Annotated in this window: 14 protein-coding genes; 10 read left to right on the top strand and 4 right to left on the bottom strand. The window is 50.0% G+C overall.

Annotated elements, in window-relative coordinates; translation table 11 throughout:
* The first annotated feature begins 57 nt into the window (after positions 1–57).
* Positions 58–1,065 (top strand): hypothetical protein, encoded by a 1,008-nt coding sequence (locus CX664_RS19355; RefSeq protein WP_101748321.1) that lies wholly within the window; start codon positions 58–60, stop codon positions 1,063–1,065.
* 147 nt (positions 1,066–1,212) lie between these two features.
* Here the strand turns inward: CX664_RS19355 and galU are convergent, their stop codons facing one another.
* Both galU and CX664_RS19345 read right to left on the bottom strand, forming a co-directional pair.
* Positions 1,213–2,037, bottom strand: a complete 825-nt coding sequence (galU, locus tag CX664_RS19350; RefSeq protein ID WP_101748320.1) for a UTP--glucose-1-phosphate uridylyltransferase GalU — start codon at positions 2,035–2,037, stop codon at positions 1,213–1,215.
* A gap of 67 nt (positions 2,038–2,104) precedes the next feature.
* A complete protein-coding gene (locus CX664_RS19345; RefSeq protein ID WP_101748319.1) occupies positions 2,105–3,472 on the bottom strand; it encodes a phosphohexomutase domain-containing protein in 1,368 nt (455 codons plus the stop codon).
* A 343-nt stretch (positions 3,473–3,815) separates the two neighbouring features.
* On the opposite strand from CX664_RS19345, the gene CX664_RS19340 reads away from it, so the two are divergent.
* The 8 genes from CX664_RS19340 (at position 3,816) to CX664_RS19305 (ending at position 11,664) form a co-directional block, all read left to right on the top strand.
* The gene (locus CX664_RS19340) at positions 3,816–4,367 is read left to right on the top strand and encodes a putative ATP-dependent zinc protease (RefSeq protein WP_101748318.1); all 552 of its coding nucleotides are present in this window, start codon (positions 3,816–3,818) and stop codon (positions 4,365–4,367) included.
* A complete protein-coding gene (locus CX664_RS19335; protein ID WP_101748317.1) occupies positions 4,364–4,945 on the top strand; it encodes a ZrgA family zinc uptake protein in 582 nt (193 codons plus the stop codon). The genes CX664_RS19340 and CX664_RS19335 overlap by 4 nt, the downstream gene beginning before the upstream one ends.
* Positions 4,946–4,975: 30 nt before the next feature.
* Entirely contained in the window at positions 4,976–5,677 is a 702-nt protein-coding gene (locus CX664_RS19330; RefSeq protein WP_101748316.1) for an ATP-binding cassette domain-containing protein, read from the top strand.
* Entirely contained in the window at positions 5,671–6,828 is a 1,158-nt protein-coding gene (locus CX664_RS19325) for an ABC transporter permease (RefSeq protein ID WP_101748315.1), read from the top strand. Before CX664_RS19330 ends, CX664_RS19325 begins: the two co-directional genes overlap by 7 nt.
* Positions 6,829–7,070: 242 nt before the next feature.
* The gene (locus CX664_RS19320; protein ID WP_101748314.1) at positions 7,071–7,994 is read left to right on the top strand and encodes a hypothetical protein; all 924 of its coding nucleotides are present in this window, start codon (positions 7,071–7,073) and stop codon (positions 7,992–7,994) included.
* 215 nt (positions 7,995–8,209) lie between these two features.
* Positions 8,210–9,802: a peptide chain release factor 3 gene (locus CX664_RS19315; RefSeq protein ID WP_101748313.1), complete on the top strand. Its 1,593-nt coding sequence runs from the start codon at positions 8,210–8,212 to the stop codon at positions 9,800–9,802.
* Between the two features lie 187 nt (positions 9,803–9,989).
* The gene (locus CX664_RS19310; protein WP_101748312.1) at positions 9,990–11,171 is read left to right on the top strand and encodes a CD0519/CD1768 family membrane protein; all 1,182 of its coding nucleotides are present in this window, start codon (positions 9,990–9,992) and stop codon (positions 11,169–11,171) included.
* 256 nt (positions 11,172–11,427) lie between these two features.
* On the top strand, positions 11,428–11,664 hold the full coding sequence (locus CX664_RS19305) for a hypothetical protein (protein ID WP_101748311.1): 237 nt from the start codon (positions 11,428–11,430) through the stop codon (positions 11,662–11,664).
* A gap of 84 nt (positions 11,665–11,748) precedes the next feature.
* Here CX664_RS19305 and CX664_RS19300 read toward each other — a convergent pair whose 3' ends face one another.
* On the bottom strand, positions 11,749–12,234 hold the full coding sequence (locus tag CX664_RS19300; protein WP_101748310.1) for an FKBP-type peptidyl-prolyl cis-trans isomerase: 486 nt from the start codon (positions 12,232–12,234) through the stop codon (positions 11,749–11,751).
* 142 nt (positions 12,235–12,376) lie between these two features.
* Here CX664_RS19300 and CX664_RS19295 point away from each other — a divergent pair, with 142 nt between their 5' ends.
* On the top strand, positions 12,377–12,958 hold the full coding sequence (locus tag CX664_RS19295; RefSeq protein WP_101748309.1) for a DNA-3-methyladenine glycosylase I: 582 nt from the start codon (positions 12,377–12,379) through the stop codon (positions 12,956–12,958).
* Here the strand turns inward: CX664_RS19295 and CX664_RS19290 are convergent.
* A complete protein-coding gene (locus CX664_RS19290) occupies positions 12,925–13,773 on the bottom strand; it encodes a hypothetical protein (protein WP_146000160.1) in 849 nt (282 codons plus the stop codon). The genes CX664_RS19295 and CX664_RS19290 overlap by 34 nt on opposite strands.
* Positions 13,774–13,804: the final 31 nt, after the last annotated feature.

Genomic DNA, 13,804 nt, shown 5'->3' with positions numbered 1-13,804 from the left:
TCGATCCTGCCAGCCTGAAAGTGGTGTCCCCAAATCTAATTAAGGATATGAATGACTATGCCCCCGTTAGCAAGCTCCAATGCACATTCACTGCCTTTACCACCGTCTAATCCAGACGTCAGCGAGGTTGTTTTCGCAGCTTCATGCAATGCCAGCGTTCAGATATCAGCCCCTTGTTCAAGCCGGTTTCCTGATTCCGGCGAGCGTCCCGGGCACTCGCTGGATGAACACCAAATAACCGCTCTAAAATCTGGTGACGCAAAAACAGAGTCTGTCAAATCACCGGCCAGGTTTCAGGAAAATGATATAGTGCTCGTTTACCCGTATCATGATTTTAATGGCAATTTTCCTCGTTTTGATTTGAAGGTGAGACTCGAAAAACTTAATGAAAAGTTAGCTTTACACATAAGTCAGGATTTGGATGAGATAGATCTGGAAGACCTGTCAATCAGTAGTCAAGATCTGCCTACCGAGGGGGATAAGCCAGGGTGGCTGGCTGATTTCATATTTTCAAAGTTTCCACCAGAGTTAACAGAATTCATTAACAAAGACTGGTCTGGTAAAACGCTGTTTGCTCCCGAAGAGTACCAGGCCCTGGCGAGATTCCACTGTGCAATGACTATGTATGATGATGATAGGGGCTTAAGCTATTCACAAGACTGGTTGGATGATGAATTTGAAGATTTTTTCATAAAGGAATGCTTACCCCTCCGTGATGGTTGGACCAGCAAAGAAATCGAGTTAGTTCAGGATATGCTGAATTATGGATTGGATCAGTATATGGATTTTAAACCTGACTTTATTAAACCTTGCCATTATGGCCTATTAAAAGCCGGATGTGTGTCGATCTGCAAAAACTGTGATTATAGCATCACTGAAAACTGGCAAACATACAGACACATCAAAAACCTTGAGAGCCAGCTGGCAAAGTTGTCTCAACACTGCCACTCTTCCATACCGGTTAAAGAATATGCAGTTGGGCAGCGAAAAATTAGCAAAGATATTCAGAACCAACCTGCAGAGCATCCAGGCCAACAGCAAAACTGCGCCCCATTTGATGTATGACGCCGTGGAAAACCACCACGCCCAGGCAGAGCATCATCAGCAACGCCCGCCCGGTAGACGCCCCATTCTGGCAGACCCAATATCTAACCACTGGCTGGAATTGCCAGTGCGGCGAGATTCAGCTGACCAGATGGAGCGAACCTTTTTTTAACGGTACAAATGGTCGTAACAGTAGTTGGTAGCCTCAATAAAGCCCTCAATACTGCCACAGTCAAAACGCTCACCCTTGAACTTATAAGCCATGACACAGCCTCGCTGCGCCTGAGCCATCAAAGCATCGGTAATCTGAATCTCGCCCCCCTTACCCGGCTGGGTATCATGAATCAGGTCAAAGATGTCCGGTGTCAGAATATAGCGGCCAATGATAGCAAGATTACTGGGCGCATTTTCTCTGGCGGGCTTTTCCACCATATTCTCAACCCGGATCAGATCTTCTGAAATGTGCTGACCAGCGATCACCCCATATTTATGCACTTCATCTTCGGGTACTTCCTGCACCGCAACAATACTGCAACGGAACTGCTTATAGAGTTGCGCCATCTGGGCCAGAACGCCGGGCCCTCCGAGATTGATGCAGAGATCATCCGCCAGCACCATGCCGAATGGCTGGTCACCAATCAGCGTCTGTCCGGTTAATACCGCATGGCCAAGCCCCTTCATCTCACGCTGACGGGTGTAGGAGAAGGTACACTGATCAATCACACTGCGAATATCAGACAACAGGCTTTCCTTGTCCGTACCGGAAATCTGATGCTCCAGCTCGTAGTTCACATCAAAGTGATCTTCCAGCGAGCGCTTGCCCCGTCCAGTGACAATGCAGATATCCGACATACCGGCCTGCAGTGCCTCTTCAACGCCATACTCAATCAGCGGTTTGCTGACGATGGGCATCATCTCTTTGGGCATGGACTTGGTGGCTGGCAGGAACCGGGTACCATAGCCTGCTGCCGGAAAAAGGCATTTCTTGATCATTTAAGGCTCTTTATTTATCCAACTCAAATGAAGAGACCGCTCCTTAATGAGCAATCTCTTGAAAATATCAGTTACGAATCAGCTTCAGTAGCTCTGCAGTTTTTTCCTGCATCAACACCTCATCACCACGACTTTCTACATTCAGACGAATCACTGGCTCGGTATTGGACAGTCGCAGGTTAAAGCGCCATTGCCCCATATCCAGGGAGATGCCATCGGTGTTATCAATTTCCAGCGCATCTTGCTGATAGTGTGCCAGCACACTCTCTATAGCGGCCTGAGGATCGGTTAATTGGCTGTTAATTTCGCCAGACGACGGGAACATGGCGATCCGTTCACTGACCATCGCTGACAAGGGCTGCCCCTTTCTGGAAATCAACTCAGCGACCAGCAGCCAGGGAATCATGCCGGAGTCACAATAGGCAAAGTCGCGGAAATAATGATGGGCACTCATCTCGCCGCCATAAACCGCATCTTCCCGGCGCATCCGCTGCTTGATAAAGGCGTGACCGGTTTTGCACAGCACCGGTTCACCACCCACCGCTTTTACCTGATCGATGGTGTTCCAGGTCAGCCTGGGGTCATGGATGATTTTTGCTGCGGGGTTGTGAGCCAGGAAAGCCTCCCCCAATAACCCGACAATATAATACCCCTCGATAAACTGCCCCTGCTCATCAAACAGGAAGCAGCGATCGAAGTCACCATCCCAGGCGATGCCCATATCGGCCTGATGTTCCAGAACGGCGTCTACCGTCGTCTGACGACACTCTGGCAGTAAAGGGTTAGGAATACCCTGGGGGAAGTAGCCATCCGGCTCGTGCAGGACTTTGATAAACTCTACCGGCACACCGGCCGCCCGGAATCGCCCCTCGATAGCATCCACCACATGCCCTGCAGCACCATTACCGGCATTGACCACCAGCTTCATCGGCTTGAGACTGTCAGCCTGGATATACCCCAGAACGTGGCTGATATAATCATCCAGAACAGAGATCTTCTTGTAGCCGCCCCGTTGTGCCGCAGGCTCCCCAAACCGGTTCTCCTCTGCCAGTTGCTGAATCTCCCGCAAGCCGTTATCGCCACTGATGGGTTGCGCACCGGCCTGCACCAGTTTCATACCGTTGTAGTCAATGGGGTTGTGACTGGCCGTCACCTGAACACCGCCATCAACCCCCAGGTGGAATGTGGCAAAATAGATCTCTTCGGTACCGGACAGGCCAATATCCAGCACATTGACCCCGGCATCACGCAGGCCTTCAGACAATGAGTGTTTCAGGGCTTCACTGGTCAGGCGGCTATCGCCACCAACAACGACATCCTTCGGTTTAAGGTACTCGCCATAGGCCCGCCCTATGCGGTAAGCAATATCTTCATTAAGTTCATCCGGCAGGCGGCCACGGATATCGTATGCCTTGAAGCAGGGAAGCTTGGTCATTTCTCGGTCGCAACGGAAATTAAAAGTCTGTATTTAACTACGAATTCCCTTAAATAGACAAACTGTGTCGGATAAAAAATGCCTGTAAGTTAAACGACAAGGCAATACATCAATCACAAAGCCTTTGCCGTGAAAGAAAATTGCCACGGAGGCACAGAGACACGGAGAACAGAAAAACGCTTTTCCTCTGTGTCTCCGTGACTCTGTGGCTAAAGCTTTCATGACAGAGGGTGACAAATCATCGTCATGAACATTTGTGGAGAAAGCCACCTATCAAACCGTCACCTGAATAGCCGATAGCTTTCAGATAAATGCTGAACAGAGTAAAGCGGTTATCAGAGCTATGAACAGGACCATCAAATCCCCATCCACGCAGCCATCAGGACGGCTGTTATGGTTCATTACCGTGGTCTTCTTTTCAGGTTTGTCGCTGTCCACCCCGGTAGCCAGCCAACCCTGCACCGCTAACGGGCGACCGCTGTTTGGCTATCTGGAAAACGCCACGTTGGTCAATATAAATCAACATAAGGTTGCATCACTGGTTGACAGTGGTGCGACAACCACGGCCCTGGATGCCCGTAATATCCGCATGCATATTAAGAGAAATGGCTATCGCTGGGTTTACTACGATTTCATTCACCGGGAAAGCCGCCAGAAAACCCCCATGCATCAACCGGTCAGCCGGGTAGCCAGAATAATCACCCATAAAGGTGCGCCCAGTGAACGAGCGGTTGTCCGAAACACCGTAAAAGTTGGCCGGATTACCCGCATTGTAGAAATGTCCTTAATCAGTCGCAGCAATTTTCCTCAACAGTTATTGATTGGTCGCAACTTTCTCAAAGATACCGGACTGATTGATGCTGGAAAGCGATACCTTCAGGAGCGCTGCCCATGAACATTCACCACAAGGCAGTGACTGCCAGCCTTATACTGGGCCTGACCGTCACGATAACGTCAAGCTATGGGAAAGACCGCTCCATTGGGCAAAATATCCATCGGGCTTATGAACCGGCATCCATGCTGCTGGACGTTAACCTGCAACAGGATACCCTTAACCTGTTCCTCTCCATCTCCCCGGAGGCGGCGAACACGATCACAACACTAACGCCCGATGCTCTGGCCCGGTCTCTGCAAGAATTCAACCTCCTGGTTAACCTCCCGGACGATGCACAGTGTCGGCAAACGCAAAAGCAGTTTCTTGTTGAGCCGTTAGACAGCCCTGATCTCAAGGGGGAATTGCTGGCTGCACAGCTCAGTGAAATCAACGGCTATCTCGAATATAAATGTCAGCACCCGGAAAACCTGTCCCATCTCTCATTCCTGGCTTTTGAAGCAATACCTGACTTAAAGCACACCAGCGTCTGGCTGGTCAGTGACAACTGGCAAAGTAAACAGCGGCTGAGTCAGAAACAGCAGGAGGTGCAGTTGCAACCGGTAAAGAGTGATTTCCTTCCGGACTTTTTTAACGATTAAAAAAAGCTGTGTTTTGCAAGAGGACCATGTATGAGTCAGGCAGTTACCGTTGAAAAGCTTGAATTAAGCAGAGGAAAGCAAAGCTGTCTGTCGATACCACTGTTTACGGTAGAGAACGGCGAACGCCTGCAGATTACCGGGTTGAACGGCTCTGGCAAGACCACGCTGCTGCAACTGCTGACCGGGTTACTCCTACCGGACAGTGGCAGAATTGACATACTTGGCCAGCAGATTGACAGCCTGTCCAGATCCGGGCGGGAGACATTTCGAGCCGGACAGGTGGGCTACATTTTCCAACAGCCAACATTGGTTCCCTATCTGAATCCACTGGAAAATATTTTACTACCCTGTCGTTTATCCAGGTGGCGCCAGCAGCGCCTGGCAGACCGGAAAACCACGGCGAATTATGAGGCCTACCAGCTGATGGCCGCACTCAACATGGAGAACCCCGAGCTCCTGCGCCAAAGCACCGGCATGCTGAGCATTGGTCAGCAACAACGGGTGGCTATTGCCCGGGCACTGATCGGCTCCCCCCCGCTGATTCTGGCCGATGAAGCCGCATCAGCACTGGACCCGCAGGCGCGAACAACCCTGTATGACATGCTGCTGAAAAGCACCAGAGAACATGCACAGACATTGATCTGTGTTGACCATACCCCTTACCCGGGATTTGACCGCTGTATTGATATGTCAGACATCAACCATTCACAACAGGTGGCCAGGCTATGGTAAACATCCACTGGCTCAGTACTGCATTACTGACCTTTCAGCATGCCATGAAGAGCATGAACTATCGGAAAAAAAACACGCTGACCATGCTGCTGGTTCTGGCCTTTGGCTTTTACCTTGTGTTTCTGTTTCAAGGTATCAAGCAACAAATGATTGAAAGTATTGATCGCTATTCACTGGAAAGCGACCTGATCATCAGTAAAGAAACACCGGCCATGCCCCTGGTTCTGTTCTCGCTATTCCATGTGGGCTCACCACCACCACAAATGCGCCTGAGCCTGCTGAATAAGCTGACAAGCCACCCGGAGATTGAATACGCTATTCCTTATGCCTATGGCGAAACCCATCGGGGAATCACTGTTATTGGTACCAGCGCCGAAGGGATAGCACGATTGACTCAACATTCAGCCAACCCTGCAAAACACCCGCAGAGAAAACAGCAACGGCCGATCAGCCCAGAAACATTACCGCCAGCAACTCACCCGATGGTCGCTTATATCGGGATAAACATCGCCAATACTCTTGGTTACCAAATCAACGATCAGATCACCATTGCCGATGGCAGCGAACCAGGGCCAGAACAAGAATACAACGAGCTATTTACCATCGCCGGTGTTTTGCCACGGCAGAATGCCCATCAGGATGACAGTATTTATATCCCGATTGAAGGCTTGATAACCGCAAGAAAATCCTACGTAAAAGGCAATACGCCGAGCTGGTCAAGCCCTGATGATATCTCTTTTATCGATATCAAACTGCAGGACCGTATGGCCCTTCTGGCGCTGGAAAAAAGCCTGACTCGATCGGCCACGGAACAAGGCCTGGCAATAACCGCCGCGATGCCAGCCAGAGAACTGGAGCTGCTTTATAGCTATCTGAACAGGGCAGCGGTCAGTCTGATATTCATCTCGTTTGTCACGCTCGGGTTGTGCCTGCTGACCCTTTTTTATGCATTGACCCGCAACCTTCAGGAACGAAGGCAGGAAATACAGCTTTATCAGACGCTGGGAATGAGCCAGACCTGCATCAGTGTTATGGCCCTGCTTGAGCCTCTGTTAATTATCTCCGGTGCTCTTGTCCTGGGTTTCATCGCCAGTGAAATGCTGTCAGCCCATACGGCCGATTTTTTCCTGATAAAATGGTTAATAAATTAAGGTAATTTAAAAAAGTATTTTTTTGATCCTTAATTATTAACCCGGCCTGTATACGTAAAATCACCGAGCAATACAACAAATCAAGCTCATAACCCGGTTAATAACGCTAAGCTGGGAAGGCAATAGAGGGAACTTTTCCATACAACCCGGATCTAATGGAGTTAATCACAGTATTTACCAAACACGTTGGAAGATTTCATTCCGAATTGATCAGCGGAGAAACTTCCACCCGGAGTGCAAGAATGCCCGCGCAAGTTGTCAACAGGCTACCCAACATTGCCTTACTTCTGGTTCTGACCATTTTTATCACTTATCCGCAGCTTGATTATGCCAGTAGCCATACCGGATTTCCCGGGCAAACCTATAGCAACTACTCTCTGCCAATTGACTACCGGCACATGGCGTTGTTTCAGCTTAAGCTCAATCGTTATTACTACCCTTCCCGTTCAGGGAACCCCGACTATATACATATTGAACACACCCATCATCATTCACACCTGGGTTGGTGGGATGGCCCGTTTTTCTGGGGAGGCTATACCATTGACAACGATTCTTCCTTCAGTGATCGGGTGTCAGACGGGCTGATTGGGGTCGCGGTGGTACTGACAGTCGTTGCTGTTGCCGCAGCAGCCATCTACTCAGTGGTCCATGCAACCTCGCCCTATCTGGGCGCTGCCAGCCTGACATCGATTGAACTCCCGGAAAACTCACCCTGGAAAATTACAGGTTATAAAGTTGCACATGGTGGAGCAATACGGTACTCAGATTTAGCCTTCAACGAAGACGCCATGATCAACGCCAGAGAACAGGAAATGTTCGACCGGCAGCAAATGATGCAAGGCCGCTTTCTTCTCGTTGACCAGGAGAACTGGTGGGGTATTGTCGATTACCCTGTAGACGTTGACGTAACCTTCACCCACTTTGATGACGTTTCAGGCGAAGCTACTGAACAGGTAACGGTGAATGTGCAACGTAAAGTCACCAACGGCATGAAAGCCGGAACCATTTTGCCACGGGTGGTCCACAGGACTCAAAACCAGCAGAAGTATCAACTGGCCACCAGAACGGATTATCCGGCATGGTTCAATTTTTCCAACTGGTATCATCAGCCAGCCCGGATAATGATTGATTTCAAGCCCTTTGGCCCCGTGACACCTCACGATTAATTACCATCTCTGTGCCAATTCAGCGAGTTGAAAATCGAGTCCGGTCTTCGTTTTTTAAACCACAGAATCACCGGACTGACCGCCAGCCTACTTGCAGTCATCCCCCCGATTTGGATAATTCACCCAAATTTTGATTATTTTCTTATTTTGTACACATCCCTTCTTTGCGGCAGGCACCTGTGTACAGAGATACGTACACAATTTGGAACCCGCTCATGCCTCCAACAACGTCACCACTTCTCCAGGAAGTTGAAGCCAGACGCACTTTTGCCATCATCTCCCACCCCGATGCCGGTAAAACCACGATTACCGAAAAACTTCTGCTGCTCGGTGGTGCCATTCAGCTTGCCGGTACGGTAAAAGGCCGCAAGAGCGGGCGAATGGCCACCTCTGACTGGATGAAGATGGAACAGGAGCGTGGTATCTCCATCACCACCTCGGTGATGCAGTTTCCCTATGACGGTCGTACCGTAAACCTTCTGGATACGCCCGGACACGAAGACTTCTCTGAGGACACCTACCGGACACTGACCGCTGTTGACAGCTGCCTTATGGTGATCGATGGCGCCAAAGGTGTCGAAGATCGCACCATCAAACTGATGGAAGTCTGCCGCCTGCGGGACACACCGATATTTACCTTCGTCAATAAAATGGACCGTGAAGTCCGTGACCAGATTGAAGTACTGGATGAAATTGAAGATATTCTGAAAATCCAGTGTGCACCTATCACCTGGCCTATCGGCATGGGTAAACAGTTCAAAGGGGTTTATAACCTCTATACCGATACCATTCATGTGTTCAAACCCGGTCAGGCCAGTGTGGTTCCGGAAGATATCCGAATCAAAGGTCTGGAATCAGCAGAAGCCAGAACCCTGCTGGGTGATCTCCATGAAGAGTTGATGGAGGAAATTGAGCTGGTGAAAGGTGCCAGCCATGAGTTTGACCTGGAAGAGTACCTTGCCGGTCGGATGACTCCGGTCTTCTTTGGTACCGCACTGGCCAACTTCGGCGTTCGGGAAATGCTGGATGATTTTGTCAAGTGGGCTCCCTCCCCCATGCCCCGGGAAACCAATGAACGCACGGTGGTCGCCAATGAAGAGAACTTCTCAGGGTTCGTCTTTAAAATCCAGGCCAATATGGACCCCAAACACCGTGACCGCATTGCCTTTCTGAGAATCTGTTCCGGCAAATACACCCGGAATATGAAAATGAAACATGTTCGTATCGGCAAGGATGTAAAAATTGCCGATGCCGTGACGTTCCTGGCGGGTGACCGTTCCCATGTGGATGAAGCGACCTCCGGTGATATCATCGGTCTGCACAACCACGGGACTATCCAGATTGGTGACACCTTTACCCAGGGTGAAATGCTGAAGTTTATGGGCATCCCTCACTTTGCGCCCGAGCTGTTCCGCCGTGTCCGCCTGAAAGACCCATTAAAGCTCAAGCAATTGCAAAAAGGGCTGCAACAGCTCTCAGAAGAAGGTGCTACCCAGCTATTCATGCCAGTGAACAATAATGACCTGATCCTGGGGGCAGTGGGTGTACTGCAGTTTGATGTGGTCATGCGTCGACTGAAAGATGAATACAAAGTTGAAGCGATCTATGAGCCGGTTAACGTCAACACCGCGCGCTGGATTGACTGCAGTGACCAGAAAAAGCTGGAAGAGTTCAAGCGCAAGTGCGCTGATAACCTGGCTATGGATGGCGGTGGCCATCTGACCTATCTGGCACCCACCCGGGTCAACCTTTCCCTGGCAGAAGAGCGCTACCCGGATGTGACTTTCCGCACGACCCGGGAGCATTGATCGCAACCGATAACCCCGGTATAAAGTGACAGGCAAACGAGTTTTGACTGCCTGTCACTGTGATTAGTTCCATCGTTCAAATCAATAATTTATCTCACCTGCACTTATTCCTTTTCTGACTAATACCGATACTGCGGGACCAAAAAATATTGTCTAATCTGAAGGTTCCTTTCTTTCTGGTATTTCTATGAGTGATGCAGTCTCGACCAAATCGGAAACCTCAACGGGTGTACGTCAAATCGTAGAACCGTTAGCCCTTCTTCTTCTGGCAGGGCTTTTGTTTGGCTATCTTGGCCAGACCATGGGTGTTACCCACATGTTCAACACCCTCTTCAACACCGCGCACCAGCTGTTGTTAAATACCGTGCTGTTCCTGATGGGGATCACCGTATTGACCGGTGCCGCAGGCCGTCTGCTGATGGAGTTCCATGTCATTTCCCTGATTGAACGGCTGCTGGTGCCATTAATGAGACCTGTGTTCAATCTCCCCGGCCGTGCTGCCATGGCGGCCATGATGACCTTTTTCTCAGATAACCCGGCCATCATTGGCCTGGCAAAAGACAGGCGATTCAACCACTCCTTTAAGGTTCCCGAAATCATCTCACTGACCAATTTCGGTACCTCTTTTGGTATGGGACTTATTGTCATCACCTTTATGGCAACCCTGCAGAATAATGAGACTGGCGCTACCTATTTTCTGCCGGCCATGATTGGCCTGGGCGGTGCCCTTGTTGGAGCCATCATATCCACACGGCTGATGCAGCGCCTTATCCGGAATGATTCCCGACTGCATGAGCTAAGCATTAAAGATACTCACAGTGAACTTCTGGATGACCACAGCTCCACAGATCCGGTCTGGTTGAGATTCCTCAACGCTCTGCTGGATGGCGGTAAAGGTGGCGTCAAAATGGGTGTAGCGATTATTCCCGGAGTATTAATCATCAGTACGTTTGTTATGGTGCTGACCTTTGGCGCACCAGTAACCGGCTACACCGGTGGAGCGTTTGAGGGAGTGGCCCTGCTGCCCAAACTTGCCAGCCACGTTACCTGGCTGTTTGAGCTGCTGTTTGGTTTTGATCATGCCGAACTGGTTGCCTTCCCCATTACCTCGCTGGGCGCGGTTGGTGCCGCCATGTCGCTGGTACCAAACTTTATCAGCCAGGGCATTATTGGCGGCAGTGATATTGCTGTGTTTACGGCTATGGGGATGTGCTGGAGTGGTTACCTGAGTACCCATACGGCCATGCTCGATTCTCTTGGCTTTCGCCAGCTCACCTCAAAAGCCATTCTGGCTCATACGGTTGGTGGTATCTGTGCCGGTATCGCTGCCCATTATCTTTACCTGCTGCTCAGTCCTTTTATTGGCTAACAGCCGGAACAAACAATCAACTCATCGGATGAGTTGATTGTTTGTTTTTTCGCTTGGGACTGGCAAAAACAGTACCCGCAATAACCTCCCCCTCCAAATCATGATCAAGTGACTCAAACCAAGGTCTAACGGTCAAAAATCATTTCCAGAGCCATATTTAAGACTCTACAGATATAAAAAGAAAGCTTATAAGACCCACAGATTTTAAAAAACTGGGCTGAGCAGCCCGGAATACTGAATTGGTAAGGAGAGATGTATGCGCCTGAACCTTCTGTTAGCACCGTTACAACAGGTAATCGACACCATGCATAAGGGTAAGACCTTCAAGATCCGGGTGCTGATGGAGGAGCTTGGCCTGTGGGAACATCAGGATGATCTGCAGAAAATGAGAACAGCCCTGGCTTTTCGCTCCATGGTGGAAAGTGGCGTGCTTAGCAATATTCAGCTTCTCACTCACCATAAAACACGGCATGCGGTATATATCACGATATAATTGCCATATAGAAGCCGAAGGTATCCGGCTTCTTTATGGGATCAACGTTCTGCTCAACGCTTCACACTGTGGGTTTGGATGGACTCAGTGAACATGTCCGCCAGGCCCATGCACATGACCGTGGTCCAGCTCTTCCTTGGTGGCTTCACGAACCTCAACCACTTCAACGCTAAAGTGCAGATTCTCACCCGCCAGGGAATGGTTAGCGTCGATCACCACCTGGCCCTCTTCATCATCAATAGCTACCACGGTGACAATACGTGGGCCAATGGCGGTATCAGCATGGAACTGGTTACCCACCTCTACAGGATGGTCACCAAACTGCTCTTTCGGTACCGGCTGCACCAGACTTTCGTCGTACTCGCCGTAGCCTTCAGCAGGCTCAACCACCACATTAAACTTGTCCCCAGCCTGCTTGCCTTCCAGGGCATTTTCCAGCCCTTCGACAATATTGTGCTCACCGTGAAGATAAGCCATCGGCGACTCGCCTTCCGAACTGTCGAGAACTTCTCCCGCATCATTTTTCAGCGTGTAATGGAACAGAGCCACTTTCTCTTTGGCTATCTTCATCTGTTTATGCCCTTAATAAAGTAAACAACTATCTTAACTGCCATTGTTACTGGTAGCCAGAAAACTGCAAATAAATGCGTTATCTGATGTAATTGGCAAACTACCCCTGTTGGCAAGCGCCTGACAAAAGGAGCTTTTTATCTTGAACGATGCTCGATGCAGTTGGTGCCATGGCGATGAACTCTATACCCAATACCATGACACAGAGTGGGGGATTCCCTGTCATAACGACCAGAAACTCTTTGAATTCCTGATTCTTGAAGGTGCCCAGGCAGGTCTGAGCTGGATCACCATCCTGAAGCGCCGGGAAGGCTACCGGAAAGCATTTCATCAATTTGACGTTCAACAAGTGGCCAGAATGACAGACCCGGATATTGAAAAGCTGATGCAGGACGCAGGCATTATCCGCAACCGGCTGAAAATCCGGAGCGCCATTAACAATGCCAAGGCATTTATCCGGGTGCAGGAGGAATTTGGCTGCTTCAGCCAGTATCTGTGGTCGTTTGTAAACCATCAGCCCATCATCAACCGGCGACAATCCATGAGTGACGTACCAGCCACCACCGATATTTCAGACCGGATGAGTAACGATCTGAAAAAACGCGGCTTCAGTTTTGTTGGCAGCACGATATGTTATGCCTATATGCAGGCAATGGGTCTGGTGAACGATCACCTGGTCACTTGCCCATCTTATCTAACCGAAAAAGTTATTGCTTCTGCATAGGTTGGTGGTTGTTGTCCTTGTGGTGCTGATTCATCAATTACGGGTTCCGTTTGTGTTCCCCGTTCGCAGGCTGTTTGTGTTCCCTGTTCACGAGTGGTTGGCGCTGTCGGCGCAGGGGTCCTTGGGGCCGGGATAGGCAGTTGAAGTCTATCACAGTGTTGGCGATACACGGCTCCGTGGCCATACCATGGGTCTTTGAGTGCAGCTTGAAGAGCATGGCGGTTTAATGCTTCAGGGTTGTCACGCTTGAGTTGCTTATAGCTGCTATAGGCCCCGCTGCAGTATCCATAAACACACATCATGACCATCCCAATGGGAATTGAACCGAACATAAGACCCAAGGCTAAATGAACGGTATCGGGATCAGAGGTCGTGGTCAGGTTTGTCGTTGGATAAGCTGAGGATGGCGTGTACAGGAAGCCTGTCTCGTTTGATCCATTACCGTATGCCGGGCTGTTACTCACCGGGTATGCACCGGCCTGGGCAGGCATTGTCGCCAGAAACATCAGCCCCTGTCCTATGACCGGAACATGGTGAGCGGCGAACCCGGCAACACTGTGAATCAGCATATTGCTGCCCTGCAGGGTCTTACTGACAAACTGAACACCGTAATCAGACAGGGATTTCTCTGTCGTGATATTATTTTCCGTGCCAATATCCGGACAGACCGATTGACTGGGTTGTGCGAAATTGACAGCCCTGCCGTTGGCCGTTGGCTCCTGGCCATAACATTCGGTTTGGGAAGCTGCATCTTTTTTTACAGCAACCATTTGCGCAAGGGGGAGGCTGGATGACGATCCAAAGGTAGCGTGCATTTTTGACATTCCTTTCGAGGCAATCTTCTCG

It is taken from the genome of Endozoicomonas acroporae, assembly GCF_002864045.1.
Classification (GTDB): domain Bacteria; phylum Pseudomonadota; class Gammaproteobacteria; order Pseudomonadales; family Endozoicomonadaceae; genus Endozoicomonas; species Endozoicomonas acroporae.
This window is presented reverse-complemented; position numbering and strand designations above follow the sequence as displayed.